Annotated in this window: 28 protein-coding genes; 26 read left to right on the top strand and 2 right to left on the bottom strand. The window is 61.8% G+C overall.

From position 1 onward, the window contains the following. The first annotated feature begins 131 nt into the window (after positions 1-131). The 7 genes from frc (V8G57_RS20760) (at position 132) to gcvT (ending at position 8,836) form a co-directional block, all read left to right on the top strand. Positions 132-1,403 carry a formyl-CoA transferase gene (gene frc / locus V8G57_RS20760; protein WP_092392565.1) on the top strand — a complete coding sequence of 424 codons (1,272 nt, stop codon included), beginning with the start codon at positions 132-134 and terminating at the stop codon, positions 1,401-1,403. A 106-nt stretch (positions 1,404-1,509) separates the two neighbouring features. Continuing rightward, positions 1,510-1,968, top strand: a complete 459-nt coding sequence (locus V8G57_RS20755) for a PAS domain-containing protein (RefSeq protein WP_342830995.1) — start codon at positions 1,510-1,512, stop codon at positions 1,966-1,968. Between the two features lie 66 nt (positions 1,969-2,034). Further along, a complete protein-coding gene (gene frc / locus V8G57_RS20750) occupies positions 2,035-3,282 on the top strand; it encodes a formyl-CoA transferase (protein WP_092392569.1) in 1,248 nt (415 codons plus the stop codon). Positions 3,283-3,300: 18 nt separating this feature from the next. Continuing rightward, positions 3,301-4,068 (top strand): AraC family transcriptional regulator, encoded by a 768-nt coding sequence (locus tag V8G57_RS20745; protein ID WP_342830993.1) that lies wholly within the window; start codon positions 3,301-3,303, stop codon positions 4,066-4,068. A 257-nt stretch (positions 4,069-4,325) separates the two neighbouring features. After that, positions 4,326-4,706 carry a glycine cleavage system protein GcvH gene (gcvH, locus tag V8G57_RS20740; protein ID WP_175500850.1) on the top strand — a complete coding sequence of 127 codons (381 nt, stop codon included), beginning with the start codon at positions 4,326-4,328 and terminating at the stop codon, positions 4,704-4,706. Between the two features lie 54 nt (positions 4,707-4,760). Further along, positions 4,761-7,625: an aminomethyl-transferring glycine dehydrogenase gene (gene gcvP / locus V8G57_RS20735; protein WP_425458314.1), complete on the top strand. Its 2,865-nt coding sequence runs from the start codon at positions 4,761-4,763 to the stop codon at positions 7,623-7,625. Positions 7,626-7,705: 80 nt separating this feature from the next. Then, positions 7,706-8,836, top strand: a complete 1,131-nt coding sequence (gcvT, locus tag V8G57_RS20730) for a glycine cleavage system aminomethyltransferase GcvT (protein WP_342830990.1) — start codon at positions 7,706-7,708, stop codon at positions 8,834-8,836. 75 nt (positions 8,837-8,911) lie between these two features. Here the strand turns inward: gcvT and V8G57_RS20725 are convergent, their stop codons facing one another. Both V8G57_RS20725 and V8G57_RS20720 read right to left on the bottom strand, forming a co-directional pair. Further along, on the bottom strand, positions 8,912-10,270 hold the full coding sequence (locus tag V8G57_RS20725; RefSeq protein ID WP_342830988.1) for a cytochrome-c peroxidase: 1,359 nt from the start codon (positions 10,268-10,270) through the stop codon (positions 8,912-8,914). A gap of 99 nt (positions 10,271-10,369) precedes the next feature. Then, positions 10,370-12,013, bottom strand: coding sequence for a phospholipase C (locus V8G57_RS20720; protein ID WP_425458313.1), 1,644 nt, complete (start codon positions 12,011-12,013; stop codon positions 10,370-10,372). 552 nt (positions 12,014-12,565) lie between these two features. Here V8G57_RS20720 and V8G57_RS20715 point away from each other — a divergent pair. The 19 genes from V8G57_RS20715 (at position 12,566) to V8G57_RS20625 (ending at position 25,832) form a co-directional block, all read left to right on the top strand. Next, positions 12,566-13,534 carry a sulfonate ABC transporter substrate-binding protein gene (locus V8G57_RS20715; protein ID WP_342830986.1) on the top strand — a complete coding sequence of 323 codons (969 nt, stop codon included), beginning with the start codon at positions 12,566-12,568 and terminating at the stop codon, positions 13,532-13,534. A gap of 614 nt (positions 13,535-14,148) precedes the next feature. Further along, positions 14,149-14,562: a hypothetical protein gene (locus tag V8G57_RS20710; protein ID WP_144737883.1), complete on the top strand. Its 414-nt coding sequence runs from the start codon at positions 14,149-14,151 to the stop codon at positions 14,560-14,562. A 90-nt stretch (positions 14,563-14,652) separates the two neighbouring features. After that, on the top strand, positions 14,653-15,030 hold the full coding sequence (locus tag V8G57_RS20705; RefSeq protein WP_342830984.1) for a hypothetical protein: 378 nt from the start codon (positions 14,653-14,655) through the stop codon (positions 15,028-15,030). A gap of 33 nt (positions 15,031-15,063) precedes the next feature. After that, positions 15,064-15,669 carry a hypothetical protein gene (locus V8G57_RS20700; protein WP_342830983.1) on the top strand — a complete coding sequence of 202 codons (606 nt, stop codon included), beginning with the start codon at positions 15,064-15,066 and terminating at the stop codon, positions 15,667-15,669. A 22-nt stretch (positions 15,670-15,691) separates the two neighbouring features. After that, positions 15,692-16,588: a hypothetical protein gene (locus tag V8G57_RS20695; RefSeq protein WP_342830982.1), complete on the top strand. Its 897-nt coding sequence runs from the start codon at positions 15,692-15,694 to the stop codon at positions 16,586-16,588. A 2-nt stretch (positions 16,589-16,590) separates the two neighbouring features. Further along, positions 16,591-17,202 carry a Pvc16 family protein gene (locus tag V8G57_RS20690; protein ID WP_342830981.1) on the top strand — a complete coding sequence of 204 codons (612 nt, stop codon included), beginning with the start codon at positions 16,591-16,593 and terminating at the stop codon, positions 17,200-17,202. After that, a complete protein-coding gene (locus tag V8G57_RS20685) occupies positions 17,199-17,774 on the top strand; it encodes a peptidase associated/transthyretin-like domain-containing protein (protein WP_342830980.1) in 576 nt (191 codons plus the stop codon). The genes V8G57_RS20690 and V8G57_RS20685 overlap by 4 nt, the downstream gene beginning before the upstream one ends. 19 nt (positions 17,775-17,793) lie before the next feature. Then, complete coding sequence (locus V8G57_RS20680) at positions 17,794-19,398, top strand: phage tail sheath family protein (RefSeq protein WP_342830979.1); 1,605 nt, start codon at positions 17,794-17,796, stop codon at positions 19,396-19,398. A gap of 58 nt (positions 19,399-19,456) precedes the next feature. Beyond that, complete coding sequence (locus V8G57_RS20675) at positions 19,457-19,903, top strand: phage tail protein (RefSeq protein ID WP_092392591.1); 447 nt, start codon at positions 19,457-19,459, stop codon at positions 19,901-19,903. 15 nt (positions 19,904-19,918) lie between these two features. Continuing rightward, positions 19,919-20,275, top strand: a complete 357-nt coding sequence (locus V8G57_RS20670) for a hypothetical protein (protein ID WP_092392593.1) — start codon at positions 19,919-19,921, stop codon at positions 20,273-20,275. Positions 20,276-20,286: 11 nt separating this feature from the next. Continuing rightward, complete coding sequence (locus V8G57_RS20665) at positions 20,287-20,451, top strand: DUF6760 family protein (protein ID WP_335340328.1); 165 nt, start codon at positions 20,287-20,289, stop codon at positions 20,449-20,451. 1 nt (position 20,452) lies between these two features. Then, positions 20,453-20,941 (top strand): phage tail protein, encoded by a 489-nt coding sequence (locus V8G57_RS20660; RefSeq protein WP_092392595.1) that lies wholly within the window; start codon positions 20,453-20,455, stop codon positions 20,939-20,941. Positions 20,942-20,985: 44 nt separating this feature from the next. Further along, a complete protein-coding gene (locus V8G57_RS20655) occupies positions 20,986-22,479 on the top strand; it encodes a hypothetical protein (protein ID WP_342830977.1) in 1,494 nt (497 codons plus the stop codon). Beyond that, complete coding sequence (locus tag V8G57_RS20650; protein ID WP_342830976.1) at positions 22,479-23,126, top strand: CIS tube protein; 648 nt, start codon at positions 22,479-22,481, stop codon at positions 23,124-23,126. The genes V8G57_RS20655 and V8G57_RS20650 overlap by 1 nt, the downstream gene beginning before the upstream one ends. Further along, the gene (locus V8G57_RS20645) at positions 23,119-24,162 is read left to right on the top strand and encodes a phage late control D family protein (RefSeq protein ID WP_342830975.1); all 1,044 of its coding nucleotides are present in this window, start codon (positions 23,119-23,121) and stop codon (positions 24,160-24,162) included. Before V8G57_RS20650 ends, V8G57_RS20645 begins: the two co-directional genes overlap by 8 nt. After that, positions 24,159-24,785, top strand: a complete 627-nt coding sequence (locus V8G57_RS20640) for a phage baseplate assembly protein V (RefSeq protein ID WP_342830974.1) — start codon at positions 24,159-24,161, stop codon at positions 24,783-24,785. The genes V8G57_RS20645 and V8G57_RS20640 overlap by 4 nt, the downstream gene beginning before the upstream one ends. 8 nt (positions 24,786-24,793) lie before the next feature. Next, entirely contained in the window at positions 24,794-25,207 is a 414-nt protein-coding gene (locus tag V8G57_RS20635) for a PAAR domain-containing protein (protein WP_092392605.1), read from the top strand. Beyond that, complete coding sequence (locus V8G57_RS20630) at positions 25,204-25,599, top strand: GPW/gp25 family protein (RefSeq protein WP_342830973.1); 396 nt, start codon at positions 25,204-25,206, stop codon at positions 25,597-25,599. The genes V8G57_RS20635 and V8G57_RS20630 overlap by 4 nt, the downstream gene beginning before the upstream one ends. A 14-nt stretch (positions 25,600-25,613) precedes the next feature. Then, entirely contained in the window at positions 25,614-25,832 is a 219-nt protein-coding gene (locus V8G57_RS20625; RefSeq protein WP_092392609.1) for a hypothetical protein, read from the top strand. Position 25,833 lies beyond the last annotated feature (1 nt).

Here is a 25,833-nt window from a genome sequence, read left to right as displayed (position 1 = left end):
CGGCGTTGCGCGGTGGTCAATATCTGGGTCGATCCTGCGGTGTACGCCCCGGGAACCATGGCCCAGACCATGTACAAATAAGCCGCTGAGCCATTATAAAAAATTCGATCAAGTTGAACAGGAGATTTGAAATGAGCAAAGAAACAAGCAAGGCAAAACCACTGGACGGCATCCGCATCATCGACTTCACGCACGTGCAGGCCGGTCCTGCATGCACGCAATTGCTGGCATGGTTCGGCGCCGACGTGATCAAGGTCGAGCGTCCGGGTTCCGGCGACGTGACCCGTTCGCAGCTGCGCGATATCCCTGATGTCGACGCGCTGTATTTCACCATGTTGAACAGCAACAAGCGTTCGCTCACGCTCGACACCAAAAAGCCTGAAGGCAAGCTGGTGCTGGAAAAGCTGATCAAGGAATCCGACGTGCTGGTCGAAAATTTCGGACCGGGCGCGCTGGACCGCATGGGTTTTTCCTGGGAACGCATCAACGAACTGAATCCGAAGATGATCGTGGCTTCGGTCAAAGGCTTCAGCGACGGCCACCATTACGATGACTTGAAAGTCTATGAAAACGTCGCCCAGTGCGCCGGCGGCGCGGCTTCCACCACGGGCTTCTGGGACGGCCCGCCAACCGTCAGCGCTGCCGCCCTGGGCGACAGCAACACCGGCATGCACCTGGCGATCGGCATCCTGACCGCACTGATCGGCCGCGACAAGACCGGCAAGGGACAACGCGTTGCCGTGTCGATGCAAGACAGCGTGCTGAACCTGTGCCGCGTCAAGCTGCGCGACCAGCAGCGCCTGGACAAGCTGGGCTACCTGGAAGAGTATCCGCAATACCCGCACGGCACATTCAGCGATGTGGTGCCGCGCGGCGGCAATGCCGGCGGCGGCGGCCAGCCGGGCTGGGTGCTCAAGTGCAAGGGCTGGGAAAACGATCCGAACGCATATATTTATTTCACCATCCAGGGCCATGCCTGGGCGCCAATCTGCAAGGCGATCGGCAAGGATGAATGGATCGAAGATCCGGCCTACAACACGCCGAAGGCGCGCCAGCCGCACATCACCGAAATTTTCGACACCATAGAAGTGTGGCTGAAGGACAAGACCAAGTTCGAAGCGGTCGACATCCTGCGCAAATTCGACATTCCTTGCGCACCGGTGCTGACCATGAAAGAGCTGGCCAACGATCCGTCGCTGCGCGCCAGCGGCACCATCACCGAAGTCGATCACAAGGAACGCGGCAAATACCTGACCGTCGGCAGTCCGATCAAGTTCTCCGACCTGACGCCGGAAATCACCGGTTCGCCGCTGCTGGGCGAGCATACCGACGAAGTGCTGGCGGACGTGCTGGGCTACAGCGCCGGACAGATTGCCGAGCTGCATAAAGCACAGGCAGTCTGAGGATGGCAGCAGGCGAGTAATTGCCCCATGAGTCGTCCCCAGGACGGTTGACGGCGTCCGCCCAGGACGCCGTTTTTACATGCGGGCCTCAACAAGGAGCAGGAATATGTCAACCGAACTTGATCTCAGGCAGCTGGTGGAAGCAGTCGGCGACGCCATCGTTATTTCTGACGCCAAGGGCGCCATCACTTTGTGGAATCCGGCGGCCGAGCGCATGTTCGGTTTCACCCAAGGCGAAGCGCTAGGGCAGTCGCTCGACCTGATTATTCCAGAACGCCAGCGCCAGCGGCACTGGGATGGTTATCAAAAGACCATGGATACCGGCATTACCCGCTACGGCAACGACGTGCTGCGGGTGCCGGCGGTGCACAAGGACGGCCATGCCCTGTCGATCGCGTTCACGGTGGCGCTGCTGCATACGGCGGATAACAAGGTGGCGGCGATCGTTGCCGTCATCCGCGATGAATGCAGCCGCTTTGCCGAAGACCGCGCCTTGCGTAAACGGCTGGCGGAACTGGAAGCCAGGCTGACTGCCTTGACTACACAAGCAGCTGAATCCAGTTAAGATCGTGACAGAACCGGCTATAAGGTAAAAGCACGGTGAAAATATAAATATAAACAGGAGATTTTCATGAGCAAAGCACTGGATGGCGTGCGCATTCTAGATTTCACCCATGTCCAGTCAGGGCCGACCTGCACCCAGCTGCTGGCATGGTTCGGCGCCGATGTGATCAAGGTCGAACGCGCCGGCGAGGGCGACGCCACGCGCGGGCAGCTGCGCGACATTCCCGGGGTCGACAGCCTGTATTTCACGATGCTGAACCATAACAAGCGTTCGATCACGCTGGACACCAAGAATCCCAAGGGCAAGGAAGTGCTGGAAACCTTGATCAAGGATTGCGACGTGCTGGTGGAGAATTTCGCGCCGGGCGCGCTGGACCGCATGGGGTTTACCTGGGAGCGCATCCAGGAACTGAATCCGCGCATGATCGTGGCTTCGGTCAAGGGTTTCGGTCCCGGCAAATACGAGGACTGCAAGGTCTATGAAAACGTCGCCCAGTGCGCCGGCGGCGCGGCTTCCACCACCGGCTTCGACGACGGTCCGCCGATGGTCACCGGCGCCCAGATCGGCGACAGCGGCACCGGCCTGCACCTGGCGCTGGGCATCGTCAGCGCGCTGTTCCAGCGCCACACTTCGGGCCGCGGCCAGAAGGTGCTGGCGCCGATGCAGGACGCCGTATTGAACCTGTGCCGCGTCAAGCTGCGCGACCAGCAGCGGCTGGAACGCACCGGCACCATGCACGAATACCCGCAATACCCGGACAGCAAGTTCGGCGCAGCCGTGCCGCGCGCCGGCAATGCTTCCGGCGGCGGCCAGCCCGGCTCGATCCTGAAATGCAAGGGCTGGGAAACCGATCCGAACGCCTACATCTATTTCATCACCCAGGGCGCGGTCTGGCCGGCGGTCTGCAAGGTGATCGGCGAGGAGGGCTGGATCACCGACGAGGCTTACGCCACGCCGGCGGCGCGCCTGCTGCACCTGAAACCGATCTTTGCCCGCATCGAGCAATGGACCATGAGCAAGACCAAGTTCGAGGCCATGGATATCCTGAACCAGTACGACATTCCATGCGGACCTATCCTGTCGATGAAGGAAATCGCCGAAGACGAATCGCTGCGCCAGACCGGCACCATCGTCGAAATCGATCACCCGACGCGCGGCAAGTACCTGACGGTGGGCAATCCGATCAAGATGTCGGACAGCCCGACCGAAGTCACGCGTTCGCCTTTGCTGGGCGAGCATACCGAAGAAGTGCTGGCGCAGCTCGGCTACGGCAAGGATTACATTGCCGCGCTGCGTGAAGAGAAGGTGATCTGAAACTCCCGGACCGACGACATGACAGCAGGATCAGATTACCAGGCGCTGAACGCCGCCGATGCGTCGGTCGTGACCTCGGCCGCGGACTACCCGGACGGCCACGTCATCCCGCTGCATCGCCATTCCTGCGCCCAGCTGCTGTATGCGACCAAGGGCGTGATGACGGTCGATGCGGCAGCCGGGCGCTGGATGGTGCCGCCGGGCCGCGCGGTCTGGCTGCAGGCGCATGTCGATCACCAGGTGCGCATGCATGGCGAGGTCGGGCTGCGCACGCTGCTGCTGGATGTCGCCGCCTCGCCGCATTTGCCGGCGCGCAGCTGTGTGCTGGATATTTCGCCCTTGCTGCGCGAACTGATCGCCGCCGCCCATGGCAATCCGGCCGCGCATGACGCCGACACACGCAACTGGCACATGCTGCAGCTGCTGCTGCATGAGCTGGCGTCGGTAACCGTGCTGCCCCTTTATTTACCGCTGCCGCTGGCCGCGCGCCTGCGCAGCCTGTGCGAACTGCTGATGGCGACTCCAGGCAAGCAGGTAACAATCGAAACCTGGGCCGGCCAGCTTGGCATCTCCACCAGCACCTTGCACCGCCTGTTCCTGCGCCAGACCGGCATGCGTTTCGGCCACTGGCGCCAGCAAGCCAGGCTGCTGCAGGCCATGGAACAGCTGGCGCGCGGCGGCAAGGTCGCTGCCGCCGCGCAAGACCAGGGCTACAGCAGCCAGAGCGCATTCAGCGCCATGTTCAAGAAACATTTCGGCAGCACGCCCACCGCGTTTTACCGCTAGCCGGCTGTTGCCTTCGGCCGGTTTCCCGGCATTTTCTCTCCTGCCGCCGATAATTCCCGCAGAATCAAGGCCTTAGCTCTTCCTGGCCGATTCCCCTCCATGCCCCGCTGTCGAATCGAACTCGTTGGCGGTATCATGCAGGGCGTTTCGGTCGTAAAATTCGGATATAGAGCTCATTTCATCAATATTCGTGAGTGCGAATATTGATGAAATGAGCTCTAATTTGAATATCATGGTTTTTTATAAAGGAGATGGGCATGGGGCAGGAAAAATATACGGTTGAGCATGAGTGGTTGCGTGTCGGGGATGACGGCCTGGTGACGGTCGGCATTACTGCCTACGCGCAAGACCATCTGGGCGACCTGGTTTTTGTACAGCTGCCGGAAGTCGGCGCCGCTATCGCCAAAGGCGAAGAAGCCGCGGTGATCGAATCGGTCAAGGCTGCCAGTGAAATCAATATGCCGGTTGCCGGCACGGTGGTCGAAATCAACGACGCGCTGGCGAACGCACCCGAAAAGGTGAACGAAGATCCGCTGGGCGAAGGCTGGTTCTTCAAGATGAAAATAGACGATGCGGCCGAGTTGAACAGTCTGATGGACAAAGCAGCTTATGACGACATGATCAAAGGCCTGGCTTAAAGGCCTGGCTTAACTAAGCGCAACTCTACTGTTCATTAAATGAAGGAAGCACCCATGACACAATCACGGCCTGCTCTTGAAGATCTGGCACAACATGCCGATTTCATTGAACGCCATATCGGCCCGGACCAATCCCAGCAACAGGCCATGCTGGCAGCCCTAGGCTTCGATTCAATCGAAGCGCTTATCAAGAAAATCGTGCCTAGCGCCATCCTCGAGCGCCATCCGCTGAAGCTCGGCGCCCCGCGCAGCGAAGCGGAAACGCTGGCGGCCCTGCGCGAAATCGCTGGCAAGAACCAGCTGTTCAAATCGCATATCGGCATGGGCTACTACAATTGCCATACGCCGACCGTCATCCTGCGCAATCTGCTGGAAAACCCGGCCTGGTACACCGCCTACACGCCGTACCAGCCAGAAATTTCCCAGGGGCGGCTGGCAGCGCTGCTGAATTTCCAGACCATGGTGACCGACCTCACCGGCATGGAAATCGCCAACGCCTCCTTGCTGGACGAAGCCACCGCGGCAGCCGAAGCGATGACGTTCTGCCAGCGCCTGTCTAAAAGCAAGAGCAACACCTTCTTCGTTTCGCAAGACTGCTTTCCGCAAACCATCGACGTGCTGCGCACCCGCGCCGCGCCGATCGGCGTCGAGGTGGTGGTCGGCGACCATCTCAAGGACCTTGAACGGCTGGACTGTTTCGGCGTGCTGCTGCAATACCCGACCCTGAACGGCGAGATCAATGACTATGCCGCCACCGCGCGCCTGGCGCACGACAAGCAGGCGCTGGTAGTGGTTGCGGCCGACCTGCTGGGGTTGACGCTGCTGACGCCGCCGGGAGAATTCGGCGCCGACGTCGTGATCGGCACCGCCCAGCGTTTCGGCGTGCCGCTCGGCTACGGCGGTCCGCACGCAGCGTATTTCGCCACCCTGGATGCGCACAAGCGCGTGATGCCTGGACGCCTGGTCGGCGTATCGATCGACAGCCGCGGCGAACCGGCTTACCGGCTGGCGATGCAGACCCGCGAACAGCATATCCGCCGCGAAAAGGCCACCAGCAACGTCTGTACCGCGCAAGTGCTGCTGGCCAATATCGCCAGCATGTACGCGGTTTACCATGGCCCGCAAGGCTTGAAGACGATCGCGCAACGGGTGCACCGGCTGACCGCGGTCCTGGCCGAGGGCTTGCGCCAGCTGCACCATGCGGTGCCGACCGCCAGCTTCTTCGATACCATCACCGTGCATACCGGCGGCCATACCCAGGATATCCATGCCGCGGCGCGCAGCCAGTCGGTCAACCTGCGCCTGATCGACGACGGCAGCGTCGGCATCGCGCTGGATGAAACCAGCACCCGCGCCGACGTCGAAGCGCTGTGGAGCATCTTTGCCATCGGCAAGCCGCTGCCTTCGTTCAGCGCGCTGGAAGCCGGCGCCGAGGAAAAAATACCGGCAGCGCTGGCGCGCAGCAGCGCCTACCTGACGCATCCGGTATTCAACAGCCACCATTCGGAAACCCAGATGCTGCGTTACCTGCGCGCGCTGGCAGACAAGGACCTGGCGCTGGACCGCAGCATGATACCGCTCGGCTCCTGCACCATGAAGCTCAACGCCACCACCGAAATGATTCCGGTGACCTGGCCGGAATTCGGTTCCCTGCATCCGTTTGCGCCGCTCAACCAGGCCCAGGGCTACCAGCAGCTGGTGGCCGACCTGGAGCAGATGCTGTGCGTCTGCACCGGCTACGATGCGGTATCGCTGCAGCCGAACGCCGGTTCGCAGGGCGAGTACGCCGGCTTGCTGGCGATCCGCGCCTACCACCATAGCCGCGGCGAGGGCCAGCGCAACATCTGCCTGATCCCGAGTTCCGCCCACGGCACCAATCCGGCCACCGCCCACATGGCCGGCATGCAGGTGGTGGTGGTGCAATGCGACGAGCAAGGCAATGTCAACGTCGCCGACCTGCGCGCCAAGGCCGACCAGCACGCCAAGGACCTGGCGGCGCTGATGATCACCTATCCGTCGACCCACGGCGTGTTCGAAGAAGCCATCGGCGAGATCTGCGACATCGTCCACGCCCACGGCGGCCAGGTGTACATCGACGGCGCCAACATGAACGCCATGGTCGGCTTGTGCGCGCCGGGCACCTTCGGCGGCGACGTCTCGCACCTGAACCTGCACAAGACCTTCTGCATCCCGCACGGCGGCGGCGGTCCCGGCGTCGGTCCGATCGGCGTCAAGGCCCACCTGGCGCCGTTCCTGCCGGGCCACCGCATGCTGGAAAACGGCATCGCGCCGGTTTCCGCGGCGCCGTGGGGCAGCGCCAGCATCCTGCCGATCACCTGGGCCTACATCACGCTGATGGGCGCGCAAGGCTTGCGCCAGGCGAGCCAGGTGGCGATCCTCAACGCCAACTACATCATGCACCGGCTGGCGCCGCACTATCCGGTGCTGTACAGCGGCAGCGACGGGCTGGTGGCGCACGAGGGCATCATCGACCTGCGTCCACTCAAGGACAAGACCGGGATCACGGTGGAAGACGTCGCCAAGCGCCTGATCGACTATGGTTTCCATGCGCCTACCATGTCGTTCCCGGTAGCCGGCACGCTGATGATTGAACCGACCGAAAGCGAATCCAAGCAAGAGCTGGACCGCTTCTGCGACGCCATGATCGCGATCCGCGAAGAGATCAGGGCGGTCGAGAACGGCGACATCAAGGCCGAGCAGACGGCATTGCGCCATGCGCCGCATACCGCCCAGGACCTGACTGACGAATGGTCGCGCGCCTATTCGCGCGAGCAGGCGGTGTTTCCGCTGAAATCGCTGCGCCAGGACAAGTACTGGCCGCCGGTCGGACGGATCGACAATGTCTACGGCGACCGCAACCTGGTCTGTTCCTGCCCGCCGATGTCGGATTACGAGTAAGGCCAAGACGGGCGCCGCATGCGGTACGTGCGGCGCCCGCCGCGACGATCCGACCAGGCTTTTGATAAAGGACATTTCACATGAGTGACACCACCAGCGCCGCAGCAGCGGCGCGCACCCCGTTATACCAGCTGCACCTGGAGCTCGGCGCCAAGATGGTGCCGTTTGCAGGCTATGACATGCCGCTGCAATATCCGACCGGCATTCTCAAGGAACACAACCACACCCGCAGCCAGGCCGGCCTGTTCGACGTTTCGCACATGGGCCAGCTGCGCCTGAGCGGCGCCGGCGCCGCCGCGGCGCTGGAATCGCTGGTGCCGGTCGATATCGTCGACCTGCCGGTGAACCGCCAGCGTTACGCGCTGTTCACCAATCCGCAAGGCGGCATCCTGGACGACCTGATGGTCGCCAATGCCGGCGACCACCTGTTCCTGGTAGTCAACGCAGCCTGCAAGCAGCAAGACACCGAGCACCTGCGCAAGCACCTTTCCGGCCATTGCCAGATCGAAGAATTGAGCGACCGTTCCCTGCTCGCCTTGCAAGGACCGGCCGCCGCCGCGGTCATGGCGCGCCTGGCCCCGGACACGGCGCAGATGGTGTTCATGCAGACCGCCAAAGTCACGCTGGCCGGCAGCGAATGCTTCATCAGCCGTTCCGGCTATACCGGCGAAGACGGTTTTGAAATTTCGGTGCCGAATGCCGGCGCCGAAACCCTGGCGCGGCTGCTGCTGGCGCAGCCTGAGGTAGCGCCTATCGGCCTCGGTGCGCGCGATTCGCTGCGGCTGGAAGCCGGGCTGTGCCTGTACGGCCATGACATGGACGGCAGCACCACGCCGGTCGAAGCCAGCCTGGGCTGGGCCTTGTCGAAGGCGCGCCGCGCCGGCGGCGCCCGTGCCGGCGGTTATCCGGGCGCGGAACTGATCCAGCGCCAGCTGGAGCAGGGCGTCGGCCGCAAGCGGGTCGGCCTGCTGCTCAAGGATCGCATGCCGGCGCGCGAAGGCGCCGAGCTGGTCGACGCCGACGGCAAGCCGGTCGGCAAGATCACCAGCGGCGGTTTCGGGCCGACGGTGGGCGGTCCGGTGGCGCTGGGTTATGTCGACAGCGCCCATGCGCAGGTCGGCACGCAGCTGCAGGCAGTGGTGCGCGGCAAATCGGTGCCTATCGAAGTGGTCAAGACGCCGTTCACCCCGGCCCGCTATTTCCGCGGCTGAAGCCCGGGTGCAGGCGCCTGGGCTGGCGCCGGCAAAAACAGAGGACGCGTGCTTCGCCCAATTGAGACGCTTGTCTCAGTTGGGAGCGTTCTCCTGTTTCGTGTTGACCTGGTAACCGTCGTTCAGGGTCTGCAGGAAAGCCACCATGTCCTTGATCTCGTCGTCGCTGAGCGCCGTCTTGGCGCCGTGCTTGCGGTCGAACGGGGCATCCACCACATCAACGTTCTTCTTGTAGCGCGGCGGCAGGTCGTCGTATTTGTCGATGCTGCCGTCGGGCTTTTTCGGATACCACTTGCCTGGATCGGTCTCGCGTTCCACATAAAAATGCAGCAAGTCTTCCAGGTTCTTGAACACGCCGTTGTGGAATAGCGCGCCGCGCGTGGCGCTGTTGCGCAGCGTCGGCGTCTTGAACAGGCCGCAATAGGCAGCGTGTTTGCGGTAGTCGCCGCGCATCGGCCCGCACAGGCCCAGGTCATGGTGGTCCGGGTCGCGGTTGGCCAGCAGTTCCTTGTTGCGCGGTCCGGCCAGCGCCTCGAACTGGTAGTCGGTGAACGCTGGCGGGAACATGCCGTCATGCGAAGGCTTGTCGATATGGCAGGACGCGCAGTTGCCTTTCTGCGGGTCGTCAAACAGCTTGAGGCCGCGGGCTTCCGCCGCAGTGAGGCTGGCGCGGCCAGCCAGGTAATGATCATACTTGCTGTCATATGGATGGAAGCTCGGGTCTTCCAGCTGGAAGCGCGCCAGCGCGAACAAGGCTTCGCTCAGCGCCAGGTCCGGGTTGCTGAACACGTTGGCGCCGAACAGCTGGCGCAAATCGTTTGCGTATGGCGCGCGGAGCAGCTTGTCGAGCAAGGCTGCGGAACTCTTGTTATCCATTTCATTGGGATCGAGGAAAGGTCCCTGGGCCTGGTTCTGCAAGGTGTCGGCGCGGCCGTCCCAGTCCAGTCCTCCCATCGGCACATTGGCTTCGGCAGCCAGCAAGGCAGCGGAAGCTTGCGTATTTTTGGCAACCGCGGCGACTTTCACATCGGCTGCGGCGGCAGGCGGCGCAGCTGCTGCATCGCTGTCCGGTACGGATTTGTTGGGGCCGATGGTGAACACCGGCGTGTGTTCCAGGTAACGCAAGGAAGGCACGGCGCGCAAGCCTTGGCGATCCAGCGCCGGGCCGCCCAGCTGCACCGCCAGGTTATTGGGCGGCGCATAAGCATGGTCGGGACTATGGCACGAAGCGCAAGCCAGCTTGCCCGAACCGGATAGCGAGGGATCGAAGAAAATCTTCTTGCCTAGCTGCGCCACCGCGCTTAATCCTGGAGCAGGAGAGGGCGGGGGAGCAACAGCGGCCGCGGCAGGGGCCGGCGGCGTGTTGCGGCCGCAGCCGGACAACACCAGCAGCAGGCCAGGTACGGCAAACAATAAAATGGAAGAACGTTTCATCGATATCACGGTGAACGGCGCCAGGTGGGCGCCGTCATGGAAAATCAGGCGGCGGGCGGCGCAGGTTGCGCGGCCCGCCGGATACTCCGCGCAGCGGGGTCAGCTTGACTGGCCCGTACCTGGATCAAGATTCAGCTTGGGAGTCTTGCCGCCGTTGCCGAAGTCGAACATGTTCTGGATCGAACCGGAAATGGCGTCGAACGAACCTTGGCCGATGCGCTGGCCGTTCAGCCAGTTGTCTTCGAGGAAGCGCAGGATAGAAGACTGGTCGGTCAGCGTATGGTCGACGAAATTGCTCTTGGCATAAGGCGAGACCACCAGCAGCGGCAGGCGCGGACCGTAACCGCAGCGGCCTTGCACCGGCGTGCCGTTGACGCCGTTCAGCGGCACGCCGCTGCTGCAGGTGCTGGCGCCGTTCAAGGTGTCGGCAGTGGTGCTCGAGCTGTTGACTATCTTGGCGACATGGTCGTACCAGCCGTCGGAATCGTCGTAGGCCATGATCACCACGGTATTTTTCCAGTCATCCTGCTGCTGCAGGAAGTTGACAACCTTGGTGACGAACGCTTGTTCGTCCAGCGGATTCGAGTAACCTGCGTGGCCGTCCTGGTAGCCCTGGGCTTTCAGGAAACTGACCGACGGAAAGTTGCCGGCGCTGACTGCGACGAAGAAGTCGCTGGTGTCGTACTGATGGTTGGCGCCGCCGTCCTGGCTGGAGCCGATCGCCGCCACCGAGCTGGGACGCGTGTGTTTCGGATTGGCGGTGGAGGCATAGTACTGGAACGGCTGGTGATGCGGGATATAGTCGGTGGTATAGGCGCCCAGCACGGCTGAATAGGAGCTGCGGGCGCAGCCGGTGGTGCCGTTGGCGTTGGTTGCCGTGAGGTCGAAACCGCCTTCGAACCAGCCCCAGCTGATGTTCTGCGCATTCAGCAGGTCGCCGATGTTCTTGCCGCTCATGGTGGCGGTGCTGGTGGTTGACGAGCAGGTGTCGGCGGACGGGTCGATATCGCTGATCATGGTCTTGCCGCCCTGGCCGTCTGCGATCAAGGCCGAGCTGCCGCTGCCGACCACCTGGGTCACGCCGTTGGTCTGGCCGGAGATCAGGTTCAGCGCGCCTGGCGTCGACGGCCCGAACACGGTGTCGAAGGAATTGTCGTTCATGGCGAAATGCTGCGCGTAGTTCCACAGGGCGGTCACGGTATTGCCGTCGTAATAGCCCATCACCAGACCCTTGGTAAAGAACGGGCCGGTGCCGGTGCCGCTGGAAGCAGTGCCGGTATTTTTCGGGAACAGGTCCATGGCGCCGCCGTTGAAGGCGTTTTGTTCGGCGGTGTAGCCATGGTTCTGGTCGGCGGTCAGCGCTTGCGAACGGTCCAGGCGGAACGGGTTGGCGGCGCCGGTGCCGTTGGCGGTGTTGGTCGAATTCGGGTTGGCGGTCAGCAGCGCCGTCGTCAGTCCAGCCACGGCCGGCGTATTGGCGGCCGCGGTGAATGCCGGTTCGCCGCTGGGATTGGTGGCGTTAGGGTAGGTGCCGAAGTAATGGTCGAAGGAAATGTTTTCGCCAAAAATCACGACCACGTGTTTGATCGGGGTGGCGGTGGCGAGCGCATCTTGCGCACTGACGACCGGCGCCGGGGTTGTTGGCGCGGCGGTCGACGCCGGGTTGCTGCCAGAGCCGCTGCAAGCCGCCAGCCCGGCCAGCAGCAAGGCGGCGGGGATGGCTTTCATCATGTTTTTTTTCATGTCTTCCTCAGATGGACGATGCGTATTGCTACTTAACCTCGAGCGACGATAGCGCAGATATATGTCATCGCCGTGACACGGAATGGCAGCCCGGATTGCCTTCGCTTGCGATTTTGAGAGCTGTGCGATTCGAGGAAAAACCGGATTTGAATGCGAGCACTCGGCAATGCCGCGTGGCGCAATGCCGGCGTTTCCGAGGTTGCGACGGATTGTCAATCCGCTGGCCGCCGGCGGGGGATTTTCCGGCATGCCGGCGGTCACAAATTGTTACACTATTCCCGGTGGAATTTGACGAAATGAGGCGGCGCCGGGATTGCGCCGAGGTGAGGATTGGTCCAGGCAGGGAAGGGAGTGTCGAAGGCCGGCAGCTGGATAGCCACCCGGGCCAGGGTTGCCGCTATCAATGTTGATAGGCGCCAGGTTGCCGTATATATGAATTCCAACTATCTGGAGATGATTTTATTCGTTCGTTTTGTTTTGCCTTCTTATTAAGCTTGGGCTGAGCGCTGCTTGCAGCTTGACCAGGGTAATCCATTCCATCGGGAAGACAACATGAGCGACAACAATCAAAACCGGGCAAGCCGGCGCCGTCTGCTGCAGGCGAGCATGGGCATGGCAGCCGTTGCGGCCTTTACGCCGTTTGCAGTACGCGCGGCGCAACGTGAACTGCGCGTCGGCTACCAGAAAGGCCTGCTTAGCCTGCTGAAAAAGCGCGGCACGCTGGAGCAGCGTCTCGCGCCGCTGGGCGTGACGGTCAAATGGATAGAATTCAGCGCCGGGCCGGTGCAGCTGGAGGCGTTGAATGTCGGCTCCATCGATTTCGGCGACGTCGGCGAAGCGCCGCCGATTTTTGCCCAGGCCAACGGCACGCCGATTGTCTATATCGCCGCGACCGTGCCGCGGCCGGCAGTCGAAGCGGTGCTGATTCCGGCGGCATCGGCGATCAGGACGGTGGCCGACCTGAAGGGAAAAAAGATTGCCTTGAACAAGGGTTCGAACGTCCATTACTTCCTGGTCAAGCTGCTGCAGAAGAACGGCCTGAACTATAGCGACGTCAACCCGGTGTGGCTGTCGCCGGCCGACGCCCGCGCCGCCTTCGAGAAAGGCGTGGTCGATGCCTGGGTAATCTGGGAGCCGTTCCTGGCAGCCGCCGAGAAGACCTTGTCGGCGCGCATCCTGGCCGACGCCAGCGGCGTCGTCAAGAATCGCGCCTACTATTTTTCATCCAGGGATTATTCGCAAAAGAATGGCGATGTCCTGGCCATCGCTGTCGAGGAACTTAACAGGATCGATATCTGGGGCCGGGCCAACCGCAGCGACCTGGCGGCGGAACTGGCGGCGGTGTGGGGCTTGCCCAAGCCGATCGTCGATACCCTGGTTGCCCGCTCGTCCTTCGGCACCGAGCCGATCACCAGATCGATATTGGCCGAACAGCAGCTCATCGCCGACACGTTTTTCGACCTGAAGCTGATTCCCAGGCAGATCGACGTGCGCGACGCCGCGCCCGCCACGCTGGGCTGAACAGAGGGCGGCGGGCGCAGCAGTTTCTGACGGGCGCGCGATTGCTTCTCCCATGGCCGGCAAGGAAGAGTTCCTTGCCGGCTTTTCATTTGCCGAAAGCGTGCGAAAACATTTGCGCAGAAACCGGTTGCGGCAGCAGTCCGTAGCTAAAAACAACAATAGCATCGGCGCGCCACGGTTGCGCCAAAGATAAAAACGCAGGCTGCCATTTTTACAGCTTATTGAACCTTATCGGTCGCCGCGTTTCCAATTCCTGCAAAGCGCCGGCACGGATCCGTTCCGCTCTATGTGCCGCGGTTTCTTCCCAGCCGCTTCTCGCGAAATTGCATGTCCGCCGAAATCTGCGCGGTTAGCCGAATCTCCCCATCCGCAAATTTAAAAAACAAAAAAGATCAACGTACCATCAAAAATTTTGCTTAGAACCTGTCACATTTGATAGGTTGCTTTGTGGAAATAGAGTGCGTATTGTCGACAAGCAATAGAAGAAAATCCCTCACCAAAAACAGGCGCTTGCTTCGCTGGTTTGTCGTTTTTTTCCGACGGATAATCGAGGGCATGCACTTGCCCGAGGGCGGATGATGTTGACCAATTCTCTTTAGAAAGGTTTTTCAATCATGAGCGAAACTGTCTATCAACAAGTGCAACTGCAAATCACCAATGCCCAGGCTGGCCAGAATATCTGGATCGATTTGCAGAAAGTAGACCTGCCGGTGGCTTGGAGCACAGGCCCGGCTTTCGATGGTTCAGGCGGCATCAATATCACGGTGCCTGGGTCCAGCAGCGCCTTGCCGCTGAACTCCTTCATCATCACCGCCTCCTCGGTGAAAGTCTCGACTGTTTCTTCCGGTGGCGGTGGCGGCGGCGCCTTGTCCTTCAATGTCACGCTGTACCTGGTGGCGCAGGCGGGCATTCAGAATTTCAGCCTGCGCTCGCTGTCCGATCCTGGCGTGATGGTGCAGGCCCAGGTTGGCTTTGCCCAGCCGCAGATGGTCAACCAGACTTTCTCGCAATTCCCTTGGGGTAAGTAACAGCCCTGGCGTTCCCGATGGTCCGCAGCATCGCTGTGCGGCCGGATTCCGCTTGGATGCGGAGTCCGGCCGTCTTAGAGGAGATTGGCTATGGAATACACCATTGCATTCAGTTTCACCACGGAGAACGGCGCCGACACGCTGTCGGCGCAGCTCACTATCACGGACAGCAACGCGATTTCGATGGACGGCAACCAGCCGATCCAGATCGGTCCAGTATGGAGCGCCACGCCACCCTTGACGGCTGTCGGCGTCGCGCAAAAATCGCTGTCGCTGACGGCAGCGCAAAACACCACCGGCAGTCCGCAGTCGATCAAGGTCACGCTGCCGTTCAAGGCGGTGGGCACCAGCCTGTCCGGCAGGTTCGAGTCGGCCGGCATCCCTGTCAATGCCCAATACCAGTTCCTCGGCTACGCGAATTCCGGCCGCATCCCCACAGGCAATTTCACGATTCCGTTTCCAAACTGATTTCCGACCGATGTGCAACTGATGGCGGCCGCTATGGATGCTAAAGAGAAAAACAATGTCAAGGACACGGTTGCGGCGGGCGCCGGCCCGTCCAGCCCGAAGCCGGCGCCCGGGCCTGCGGTACCTGCGCCCGCGCCAGCCGTGAATGTGGCCCAGATGATCAGCAACGACCGCAAGACGCTGCCCGAGCAGGCGCGCCAGTACCTCGGCGCGCATCTGCTTGCCAATCCCAGCCATGCGCTGAATGAACAGTGCTTTCGCGACTGCCATACGTTCAGGCCGATCACACTGACCTTCACCAACCTGCGCGCCAACAGCAAGGCGTTCCTGTCGCTGCAACCGGGCCAGGACGCCATCTGGAGCGATGGCGGCGAAAGCGAAAGGCTGGTCGGCCTGAGTTTTTCCAGCCGTGTCGATCCGGTCATCTATGTCCGCAATTTCCTGATCAACGCGCGTGAAATGTATCTGCAGACATACAAGGATTGCAGTGAGATACAGGTCAACCTGTACCTGCGCACCGACCAGCACGGCGTCAAGGGCAAGGTCGACCTGCCGCCCGGCGCCAGCGTTACCCTGCAGTCGAGCAACGACCGCAGCACCGTCATTGGCCTGAGTTCCTTTGCCATCGACCTGGAATGATACTTACCTGTGAAAGGCCGTCATGATTACTGCACTGCCAGTTGAACCGATCGAGCCTGCCGCGGCCACCGTGCCCGATGCGGCAGCATCCATTCCAGAATCGCTCCCTTTGCTGCCGGTGGTATTGCAATTCCAGAATGTCGCTGCCAACTCGAACCTCAACTTCACCTTCACTACCGCCGGGGCCTACTGGTCGCTAGGCGCGATGTCGGGCGACAGCCTGGGTTTTTCGTATAACGTCACGCCGCAAAGCGCCGAAAGCGAATCGTGCATCCAGCAGATCGAATTCAACAATGCGGTGCTGTCGATACGCACCGGGGAAATAGACCAGGCCAGCAGCGGCTTTACCTTGACGCTGTTTTTGCAGGTGCGTCCGGGGGTCGACTACCTGCAAGGATATTGCACGCTCAACAACGAAGCCGTGGTCACCGCGCGGATCGGCGCCCAAAGCCCGGTGCAATGGCGTAACGGCCGCATCAGCGCGGTGCTGGTCGGTTCGGAAAACATTTACCGTAACATCAGCTTTACCGTCCGGGGCGCCTATGTCGGCAACAAGATCGATGTGATCCTGACCACCAAGAAGGGCCTGGGCAAGGTCAGCTGGTCGCTCGGGCCGCCATTTGCCGAAGCCAGCGGGGTCCAGCTGGCCAGCATGCTGGGCACGATTCCGCTGGCGTCCATGTCGTACGGCGTCAACACGCTCTCGTTCATCACCTCGATGATGGCAGACGATACAGCGAGCAGGAGCGCCGGCAATTCGCTGGAGTTTTACCTGAACGCCTATATCGTCTACGCTGCCAGCGACCTGAACTACGTTTACCTGAGGACGACCTGCAACAGCGACATCATGGTATATGCCCAGGTCGGCAACCGCCAGCCGCAGATCGTCAGCCAGTCCGACACCGTGTTTACCCTGTAGCGATGAGCCAGCCAACCAGCGATGGCGGACAGGTCCTGCGCAGCGTCAGCGAGTCTTTGCGCCGGCTGATCCGCCACCATATTCCCGAGCTGCAGGCCGAATCGGCGGTGGTGTTCGATTCGCCGGGCGAGATCGACAGCCAGGATGAAACCAGGTTGTCGCTCTACCTGTACCAGACTGAAGTCAATCCCTACCTGCGCAACCTGGCGCCCAGCCTGACCCGCCAGCCCGGGGCCGAGCGGCGGCCGACCTCGCTGACGCTGACGCCGAGTCCGCTGGTGGTGGACCTGCTGTACCTGATGGTGCCTTACGCCAGGTCGGCCGAACTGGAGCTGGTGCTGGTGGACCAGCTGGTGCGGCTGTTCCATGACGTCGCCCAGCTGTCCGGCGAATGGCTGGATCCGGTGCTGAAACGGAGCGGCAACGACAACATCGCTATCGTGCCGGATGCGGGTTCCATCGATACCTTGCGCAATATATGGGCCGGTTTTCCCAACAAGACTTACAAGCTGACCAAGCTGTACACGCTGTCGCCGGTGCGGATTCCATCTGGCCTGGACCTGCAGGCGGACATGGTGACCCAGGCCGATCCGGCCTACCTGGAACTGCCATGAAACTGAGCGCCGTGGTGCAGCTGATCGATGGCTTCAGCCAGGCGCCTGCGGTCGGGTTCCAGCCGCGCTTCCTGCTGAACCAGAAGCCGTTCATGCCGCTCGCCAAGCCACAGGCGTTTTATGCATTCAGCGACCTCGATGACGGCGATTACCGGCTTACCGCCCTGGCGCCGCAGTTCTTTGCGCAAGAGGTGGCGTTCCAGGTGCCGTTGCGCCTGCCGCTGGCCGCCGCTATCGTTCCGTGCTACCTGGCGCCCAGCCCGCTGTATCCCTACCCGCCGGGGACCACGCTGATCCGCGGCCAGGTGCTGCAGGCCGGGACCAAGTCGCCGCTGGCCGGCGTCAGCATCAGCGCCAGTTATGCCAACTGGCAGGGAAAACCGAAGAGCGCCGCCACGCTGAGTTCGGATTACGGCAAATACGACGGCCGCTATGCGCTGGCCCTGGGCGGCAAGCTGGCCCCGGACACGCAGGTAGTGCTGAGTTTTAGCAAGGCTGGTTATGCAAGCGTAGAAAAGCAGTTGCTGCTGCAACCCGCAACCACGCAGTTTGTGGATATTGAAATGCGTTAATTGTTAAGAAGGAATCATCTTGGCAACCACCTATCGTCACCCCGGCATTTACATCGAAGAAGTGCCGAGCGCCCGCAACATCCAGGGTGCATCGACCTCGACCGCAGCCTTCGTCGGCGTCACCGAGTTCAGCCCGTCCGCGCAGCCGGTCCTGATCACCAGCTGGAACGCCTACCAGCGCCAGTTCGGCGGACTGGTCTGGTACGGCATGGTGTCGTGGGCCGTATTCGAATTCTTCAACGAGGGCGGCACCGCCTGCTACGTGGTGCGAGCCGTGGACAGCAAAGGCACCGGCAAGGCCGCCACCGGATCGGCCAGCGGCATCAAGATGACCGCGGTCACGCCCGGCACCTGGGCCAATATCCTGAATTTTGCGGTCAGCAACGCCAGCGGCCCCGACAGCGCGGTTTCGCTGGTATTCAACCTGAGCGTGGTGGTCGATCCCAAAGCGCTCAAGGCCCTGCCTGCAGGATCGTCCGGCGCCACCTTGCAAGCCTATGTGGCGCAGAACAACCTGCAGCCAACCACGATCGGCGGCACGCCGTATTACGTGCTGGAGTCTTTCAACGGCTACACCGCGGCCAGCATGGCCCCGGGCGGCGCACTGGCGAACGCGGTCAACACTACCTCGATGTTTGTGCGGGTGGAGACCAGCGGCACCACGCGCCCGCCCAACAGCGGCAAGAGCGCGACGCCGCTGGCAGGGGGCGCAGCCGCCACCTGGGATTTCGAGAGCGCCACCAAGACGCTCAGCACTGTGCAGGGCATCAGCCTGCTGGCCATCCCAGACACGGTCAACGCTGCCGACGCCAGCGGCAGTCCGAGCCAGGCCTCGCAAGCTACCGCCATCAACGGCGGGCTGCTGTTCTGCGAAGGTGCGCAGAACCTTTTCTATGTCAGCGATCCGCCGTTCGGCCTGGATGTCCAGGGCATCGGCAATTTCAAGTCGGGCAGCGCCACCTCGCCGGCGCTCAATTCCAGCTACGGCGCCATCTACTATCCATGGGTATGGATCTACAACCCGATCGCCGGCGCCAATGTGCCGATGCCGCCGTCCGGTCCCTCGCTTGGCCGTTACGCCTATACCGATAACAATGTCGGTGTCTGGAAATCGCCGGCCGGGGTCAACGACGGCGCGCTGCTGAGCGTGGTGCAGGTGCAGACCCAGCTCACCGATTCGGACCAGGACATCCTGAATCCGAACGGCATCAATGCGGTCCGCAATTTCCTCAATTACGGCAACGTGATCTGGGGCGCCCGCACGCTGGCGGCGACCGGCAGCGAATGGACTTATGTCAGCGTCAGGCGCCTGTTCATCTATGTCGAGCAAAGCCTGAAGCAGAGCTTGCAATGGGTCGTGTTCGAACCCAACGACCAGCAGACCTGGGCATCGGTGACGCGCGACATCAGCGCCTTCCTGACCACCCTGTGGCAGTCGGGCGGCCTGTTCGGCGCCAGCGCGGCGGAGGCGTTCTTCGTGACTTGCGACGCGTCGAACAATCCGCCCGAGACACGCTCGCTGGGCCAGCTGTATATCGACGTCGGCCTGGCTCCGGTGTTTCCTGCCGAGTTCGTCATCATCCGCATGACGCAGAAAATCGCTGGCCCGGATTCCGGCTCATAACGGAAACAGGGAAACGGACCTGCCTCTTTCCAAACCAATTTGACTGCGGAGAATCACGATGGCCACACAACTCACCAATCCCTACCGCGGTTTCCGCTTCCAGGTGGAGATCTCGGGCATCCAGGTCGCGGCGTTTTCGGAAGCCACGATCCCGGACAGCACGGTCGAAACGGTCGAGTACCGGGAAGGCACCGATCCGGTCTACAAGCGCTCGTTTTCCGGCCTGACCACTTACGGCAAGCTGAGCCTGAAAAAGGGCCTGACCGATTCGATGGAACTGTACAACTGGCACCAGCTGGTGGCCTTGCAGGGGTCGACGGCCAAAGGCGCGCAGAAAAACATCTCGCTGATACTGCTCGACGCCGGCGGCGCGGCCAAGGCGCGCTGGAACGTCATCAATGCCTGGCCCAGCAAATACGAGAGCACCGGCCTGAACGCCTCCAGCAGCGACGTGATGGTGGAAACCTTCGAACTGACCATCGAATACATGACCAGAGTGTCTTAACCGGGAGCAGCCAGCATGAACGCAATCAGCACCGAAATCGAATTTACCCTGCCGCTCGGCTACCGCGACGGCGACGGCAACCTGCACAAGAACGGCGTGATGCGGCTGGCTACCGCCGGCGACGAAATCCTGCCGCTGAAAGACCACCGGGTGCAGAGCAACCCGGCCTACCTGACCATCATCGTCCTGTCGCGGGTGATTGTGCGGCTGGGCAACCTGGACATGATCAACACCAAGGTCATCGAAGACCTGTTCGCCGCCGATTTCTCTTACCTGCAGAACCTGTACAACCGCATCAACCTGGTCGACGGCGAAGACAAGGTGGTGCAGATCGAGAGTTTCGAAGCCGCGGGAAAGCGCGCTTCCCTGTAGCGCCCGACCAGCTGTATGCGGAAATTGCTTTTCTGGCATACCACTTTCACTGGTCGTACGGGGAAATCCTGGCAATGGAACACGCAGAGCGCCGCCGCTGGTGCGGGGAGATCAGCAAGATCAACCAGACCATGAACAGCGACGATCGGCACAAAAGCCTAAATTTGGGAGCATGACATGGCTACCGGCCGCAATCCATCCGGCGCAGCATCGCAGCGCAAATCCGGCCCGCCGGCGAACCCTTTCAAGTCGTACAATTTTTACGTGGAAGTAGGCGGCATCGTGGTCGGCGGCTTCACCACGGTCGAGGGCCTGCAGTCAAAGATCGAAGTCAAGAGCGTGCGCCAGGGCGGGGTCAACGATCTCGAATACAAGCTTGGCGGGCAGGTGACGTATGTCGACCTGGTGCTCAAGGCAGGCATCACCGCGCTGGATCCGATGTGGCTGTGGTACCAGGCCGCCTTGAACGGCAAGATCAAACGCCAGAACGGTTCGATCTACCTGCTGGATGATGAAGGCAATCCTACCGTCAGCTGGAATTTCTACAATGCCTGGCCGATCGAGTGGCAGGGGCCGAGCCTGGACGCGGGCCAGAACCTGGTGGCCAGCCAGAGTTTTACGCTGGCGCATGAGGGGATCAAGAAAAACAGCGGGAGCGGCGGCTGATGACCAGGCCGACGCCAGTTTCCCATGTAAGCCGGGGGCATGCCATGCGCCTGGCGTGCGCCGGCGCGGCCAGGGATTTCCAGGCCGGCATCGCCGGCCGCGGCCTGGCATGGCCGGAACACTATCCGGGATTGGACCTGGCGTTCCTGCAAATGCCGCGGCCGGCGCCGCCAGGCAAGATCGCGCACTATATCTCGCAGCACCATCATTGGCTGCGGCTGGTGCAGCAACACCTCCATTCCGCCGTTTCGCAGGAAATCCGCCAACAGATATGGCAAGAAACGCAGCGGCTGGTAGAGAGCCGTTTCGAAAAACATGACATGCAACGCCTGCAGCAGATATCGCGGTTGCTGCTTGCCGTTCCTGCAATCGGGCGCATTGGCAACATCGTGCTGCAGCGGCAGGCGCTGCTCCGTTCCGTGACGGTGCCGGCTGAGGATGCAGGTGCGCAACGATCCGGAAAAAATGGGCGTGTTCAGCAACGGCCACAGCGCCTGGCATCGCCTAGCCGGGCCTATCATTTTCAACGAACTGGCGCCGAGCCCATGTCCGGCCAGGCAGACCGTTCAGCCGCATCTCCACTGATACTGCTGATGCCGCACACGCCGGCTGCGCAGGCAAAGCATCCGGTAACCACGCTGGTGCAGCGCCTGGCCGGCATCATCAGGCAAACAGCGCTGCAAGCGCCGCAACGACTGTTCCGGTCCGTATCGCCTCAGCGCAATGCAGCACAAGCCGTAAACCGGGCAGCAGCTGCTGCCAGCCGCCGCCCGGGTTCGCCGCAACCTGTCCATGCGGCAGGCAAGCTGCGGGAGCTTGGGTCCGGTACAGGCCCAGCACAACCCACGGCGCCAGAAATGCGCTTGGCGTTGCGGTATTCCCGTTATCTGGACAGGCATGATTTCATAGCCAGGCAAGAACAGCGTTTCTACATGTGGAAAAACCAGAGCCTGCGCCGTCAGGAAGTCGCTCGTCGCGGCGATGTCCTGTTGCCGCAGCTGGTCGCCAGGAACCGCATGCATGCCCGGTCCGGCAGCCAGGCGCGGCAGATTGCTGGAAGCGCCGGCCGCGTCGGACGTGACGGCGGGGCGCAAGGCTTTATCTATAAATCCATCATGCCGCGATTGCCGGCAACCGGCGCAAGGACGGTCCGCATGCAATTGCAAGCCGTGGCGGCGCCTGGCTCATCGCCGTCGTCGACGGCGGCTATTACCTTGCTTGCGCCGATGAACAGTCCGGCTGCGGGCGACCAAGTCTCCCTCCAGCCCTACCAGGCCGGATTCACCGCCGCACTGGCTTACCGGCGCCAGGCGCAAGTCAGGCAGGCGGAGGTGCAGCGGCAGATCGAACGCATCGAGCATACGGTGCATACCAAAGTGGTGCGCGAGATCATGCATGACCGCCACAACCAGCAGCATATCCGCAGCGTGGTGACGGCGGCGATGCTGTCGCCGCAAATGGTGCAGGCGCTGGCGCGGCAGGTGCACGCCAGCATAGAGCAGCGCGCCGGCATTGACCGTTACCGCAGGGGGCGCTGATGCTGGAAATGGCCAAAATCGTGGTGCAGCAGACCCAGGAAGAAATTCCCGTCATGTACAACCCGACCGAACTGTCCCTCAACAAGACGGTGGTGCTGCTGGGACAAGGTTCGAATATCCAGTTCCAGCGGGTCGACGACGACGACCTGACGGTTTCCCTGTTTTTCGATACCTACGAACAGCAGACCGACGTCCGCGCCAAGACCAACAAGATCGTGGCGCTGACCCAGCCGACGGTCGGCAACGCCGAACGGCGCGAGCCGCCGGTCGTCGTGTTCACCTGGGCCGGCCCGCTGTTCGTCGGCATGATCAGCAAGCTTGACCAGAAGTTCACGATGTTCCTCAGCTCCGGCGTGCCGGTGCGGGCGGAACTGTCGGTCACCTTCAAATCGGTGCTGACCAAGGAAGAGGACCAGCGCGCGCAAGGAAAATTCAATTGCCGCCAGCTGTGGCGCGTCAAGGAAAACGACCGCCTGTACCTGATCGCGCAGCAGGCCCTGGGCGACGCCAGCCAGTGGCGCCTGATCGCGGAAGGCAACAATATCTACGATCCGCTGAATTTCCCCGGCCGCCATGACATCGGACGCATGCTGGTGATCATCGATGTCCACGGCGAGACATACAACGGCGGAGGCAGCAATGCCTAGCGTCCAGACCGGCGGGTTCCGCATACTGAAAAATCGGAGCGCCTTGCCGACCTCGGTGATCGCGGCGATCCAGAGCGTGCGCGTGGAAGACGAGATAAACATTCCCACCATGTTCAGCTTTACCCTGAACATCGTCTCGTCCGGCGGCGCCTGGCAGGACGTCAACCTGGATATCTTCAAGCCGGGCGACGAAATCACGGTATTCCTCGGCCTCGACAGCCTGCAGCAGATGGTCAGCGCACAAATCACGGCGATCGAGCCGCATTTCAGCGACTATTCCACCGCCACCATCCGCGGTTTCGACCGCATGTACTGGCTGAAATTCGGCACCCGCACCAGGACCTACCTGAACCTGGACGACAATGAAATCGTTTCCCAGGTGGCGCGCGCGGCCGGCCTGACGGTGAAGTTGCCGGGCAGTCCGGCCATGGTCAACGACTATGTGCTGCAAAACAATTCCTCCGACTACGATTTCCTGATGGGCCGTTGCGCGCAGCTCAACTACGAGTTGCTGATGGACGGCGCCACCCTGGTATTCCGGCCTTCGGCAGAGGGCGGCAGCCCGGTCAAGACCATGAACTATCCAACGGATATCAGCGACCTCAGGCTCAGCCTGAAATTGCCGACCATGGGCAAGCAGGTCACGGTGAAGGGATATGACGTCGCATCGAACAAGGTGCTGACGGCGGTGGCGTCCTCCGGCAGTTCGCAGGACAAGATGGGCGGCAAGGAAACCGGCTACCAGCTGGCGCAGGCCTTTCCGGATTCGGACATCCAGCTGGAGCGGCCCGACCTCAGCACTCCGGAAGCCCTGCAGGCAATCGCCAACGCGCAATACAAGCGCAACCTGAACCAGTTCATCGAAGGCAGCACCAGCGTGCTGGGCGACCCGGACATGGTGGCCGGCGTCAACGTCAAACTGAGCGGCCTGAGCCAGCGCTTCAACGGCATCTATTACATCACTTCCAGCGTCCACAGCTACGACGTCAGCGAAGGCTACCAGACAGAATTCAAACTGAGAAGGACGGGCGTATGAGTATGAATGCGGACGAAGGATTTTCTTCGGGCAGCATGACGCTGGGCGTGACCTTGGGCACGGTCAGCAATACCAAGGACGACAAGGGACTGGGCCGGGTCAAGGTCAATTTCATCCTGAAGGGACAGGAAATCGAATCCGGCTGGCTGCAAGTCATGAGTTTTTTCGCCGGTCCGGGCTACGGCGCGTTTTTCCTGCCGCAGCCGGGCGATTCGGCGCTGCTGGCGTTTGCCGACGGCGACGCCAGCCAGGCCTATGTACTGGGCTTCATGTGGAACGGCGTGCAGAAGCCGCCGCTGGAAGCCGCGCAGCAGCAGGACGTCCGCGTGATCAAGACCAAGGGCGGGAAAACCATCACGCTGGACGACTCCGAAAAGGAAAACATCACCATTACCGACAGCAAGAACAACCGCATCGTGATCGATACCGCCAACAACAAGATATCGATCAGCAGCGAAGGCGATTTCGCCATCAGCGCCAAGGGCAAGCTGACCATCAGCGGGGCGCAGGTAGTGGTGCAGAACACGGCCGGCAGCGTCAAGGCGGATTTGTCGAGTTCCGCCATGCAATTGCAGGGCGGGCAGAGCATCAAGCTGTCGGCCGCCATGATCGACTTGAACTAGGAGCAAGCATGGCACAAGGCGCCGCCAAGCAGGGCGACAGCATCGTCAACGCCGCCGATATCCATATCGTGCTGGTGCCGAGCCCGGGCGGGCCGGTGCCGACGCCGCAGCCGTTTCCGTTCAACGGCAAGATTACGCTCAACACCAGCCTGAATGTGCGCATCAACAGCCGGCCGGCGGCGACCGTGGGTTCGATGGCGCAAAACATGCCGCCGCACATACCCGCCAGCGGCGCCTTCCAGATCCCGCCCACCAACCTGGGCCAGGTAGTGATGGGCAGCATGACGGTGCGTATCAACGGCAAGGCGGCGGCGCGCGCCGGCGACTTCTGCGAAACCTGCCACGATGTGCCGCCGGCCGGACCGCAGGCGCCGCCGCCGACGGTGCAGGTGCTGGGCCTGAGCACGGTGAACATAGGATGAACGGCCCGGCGGACAGCGATTTCCTCGGCCAGGGCTGGGCCTTCCCGGTGACAGCCAGCGGCGGCAAGGTGCAGCTGGCGGCCGGCGCCGAGGACATCCGGCAGGCGCTGCTGATCATCCTGCAAACCGCGCCCGGCGAGCGGGTGATGCTGCCGGCCTTCGGCTGCCGCATCAATGAACTGGTGTTCGCGGCCGGCAACGCCACCGCCGTCAGCCTGGCGCAGCTGTATGTGAAGCAGGCGCTGGACCGCTGGGAACCACGCATCCAGACCTTGCAGGTGAACGTGACGATTACGCAGCAGCAGCCGAACTGCCTGCAGATCGCGGTCGACTACATGATCCGCGACCGCAACCATCCGGCCAACCTGGTGTTTCCTTTTTATCTTAAATAAAACCGGAGTCAAGCATGAACCACGAAGTGATCGAAGCCAGAATCAAAGAGCTGAAAGACAATTACCAGGCCGGGCAAGCGCAACTGCGCTCCCTCGAAGCGCAGCAAAAAGACTTGCAGCAAACCCTGCTCAGGATCAGCGGTGCGATCCAGGTGCTGCAAGAGCTGATAGACCAGCCGCTGCAGGCCGCGGGGCCGGATGCCCAGCCTAACGTCATGCATTTGGCCAGGTAAT

The sequence above is a fragment of the Collimonas rhizosphaerae genome (genome assembly GCF_038896935.1).
In the GTDB taxonomy this organism is placed as follows: domain Bacteria; phylum Pseudomonadota; class Gammaproteobacteria; order Burkholderiales; family Burkholderiaceae_D; genus Collimonas; species Collimonas rhizosphaerae.
The sequence above is the reverse complement of the archived record's forward strand: the minus strand, read 5'-3'. Positions and strand labels throughout refer to the sequence as shown.

Excerpts from the sequence above, each read along its gene's own strand:
- V8G57_RS20685 (WP_342830980.1), top strand. The coding sequence starts at position 17,199 with ATGAAACTGAGCGCCGTGGTGCAGCTGATCGATGGCTTCAGCCAGGCG.
- V8G57_RS20725 (WP_342830988.1), bottom strand. The coding sequence starts at position 10,270 with ATGAAACGTTCTTCCATTTTATTGTTTGCCGTACCTGGCCTGCTGCTG.
- V8G57_RS20695 (WP_342830982.1), top strand. The coding sequence starts at position 15,692 with ATGATTACTGCACTGCCAGTTGAACCGATCGAGCCTGCCGCGGCCACC.
- V8G57_RS20630 (WP_342830973.1), top strand. The coding sequence starts at position 25,204 with ATGAACGGCCCGGCGGACAGCGATTTCCTCGGCCAGGGCTGGGCCTTC.
- V8G57_RS20655 (WP_342830977.1), top strand. The coding sequence starts at position 20,986 with ATGCGCCTGGCGTGCGCCGGCGCGGCCAGGGATTTCCAGGCCGGCATC.
- V8G57_RS20650 (WP_342830976.1), top strand. The coding sequence starts at position 22,479 with ATGCTGGAAATGGCCAAAATCGTGGTGCAGCAGACCCAGGAAGAAATT.
- V8G57_RS20705 (WP_342830984.1), top strand. The coding sequence starts at position 14,653 with ATGGAATACACCATTGCATTCAGTTTCACCACGGAGAACGGCGCCGAC.
- frc (WP_092392565.1), top strand. The coding sequence starts at position 132 with ATGAGCAAAGAAACAAGCAAGGCAAAACCACTGGACGGCATCCGCATC.
- gcvP (WP_425458314.1), top strand. The coding sequence starts at position 4,761 with ATGACACAATCACGGCCTGCTCTTGAAGATCTGGCACAACATGCCGAT.
- V8G57_RS20670 (WP_092392593.1), top strand. The coding sequence starts at position 19,919 with ATGAACGCAATCAGCACCGAAATCGAATTTACCCTGCCGCTCGGCTAC.
- V8G57_RS20755 (WP_342830995.1), top strand. The coding sequence starts at position 1,510 with ATGTCAACCGAACTTGATCTCAGGCAGCTGGTGGAAGCAGTCGGCGAC.
- V8G57_RS20635 (WP_092392605.1), top strand. The coding sequence starts at position 24,794 with ATGGCACAAGGCGCCGCCAAGCAGGGCGACAGCATCGTCAACGCCGCC.
- V8G57_RS20720 (WP_425458313.1), bottom strand. The coding sequence starts at position 12,013 with ATGAAAAAAAACATGATGAAAGCCATCCCCGCCGCCTTGCTGCTGGCC.
- V8G57_RS20715 (WP_342830986.1), top strand. The coding sequence starts at position 12,566 with ATGAGCGACAACAATCAAAACCGGGCAAGCCGGCGCCGTCTGCTGCAG.
- gcvT (WP_342830990.1), top strand. The coding sequence starts at position 7,706 with ATGAGTGACACCACCAGCGCCGCAGCAGCGGCGCGCACCCCGTTATAC.
- V8G57_RS20640 (WP_342830974.1), top strand. The coding sequence starts at position 24,159 with ATGAGTATGAATGCGGACGAAGGATTTTCTTCGGGCAGCATGACGCTG.
- gcvH (WP_175500850.1), top strand. The coding sequence starts at position 4,326 with ATGGGGCAGGAAAAATATACGGTTGAGCATGAGTGGTTGCGTGTCGGG.
- V8G57_RS20660 (WP_092392595.1), top strand. The coding sequence starts at position 20,453 with ATGGCTACCGGCCGCAATCCATCCGGCGCAGCATCGCAGCGCAAATCC.
- V8G57_RS20710 (WP_144737883.1), top strand. The coding sequence starts at position 14,149 with ATGAGCGAAACTGTCTATCAACAAGTGCAACTGCAAATCACCAATGCC.
- V8G57_RS20745 (WP_342830993.1), top strand. The coding sequence starts at position 3,301 with ATGACAGCAGGATCAGATTACCAGGCGCTGAACGCCGCCGATGCGTCG.
- frc (WP_092392569.1), top strand. The coding sequence starts at position 2,035 with ATGAGCAAAGCACTGGATGGCGTGCGCATTCTAGATTTCACCCATGTC.
- V8G57_RS20675 (WP_092392591.1), top strand. The coding sequence starts at position 19,457 with ATGGCCACACAACTCACCAATCCCTACCGCGGTTTCCGCTTCCAGGTG.
- V8G57_RS20690 (WP_342830981.1), top strand. The coding sequence starts at position 16,591 with ATGAGCCAGCCAACCAGCGATGGCGGACAGGTCCTGCGCAGCGTCAGC.
- V8G57_RS20645 (WP_342830975.1), top strand. The coding sequence starts at position 23,119 with ATGCCTAGCGTCCAGACCGGCGGGTTCCGCATACTGAAAAATCGGAGC.
- V8G57_RS20700 (WP_342830983.1), top strand. The coding sequence starts at position 15,064 with ATGGATGCTAAAGAGAAAAACAATGTCAAGGACACGGTTGCGGCGGGC.
- V8G57_RS20625 (WP_092392609.1), top strand. The coding sequence starts at position 25,614 with ATGAACCACGAAGTGATCGAAGCCAGAATCAAAGAGCTGAAAGACAAT.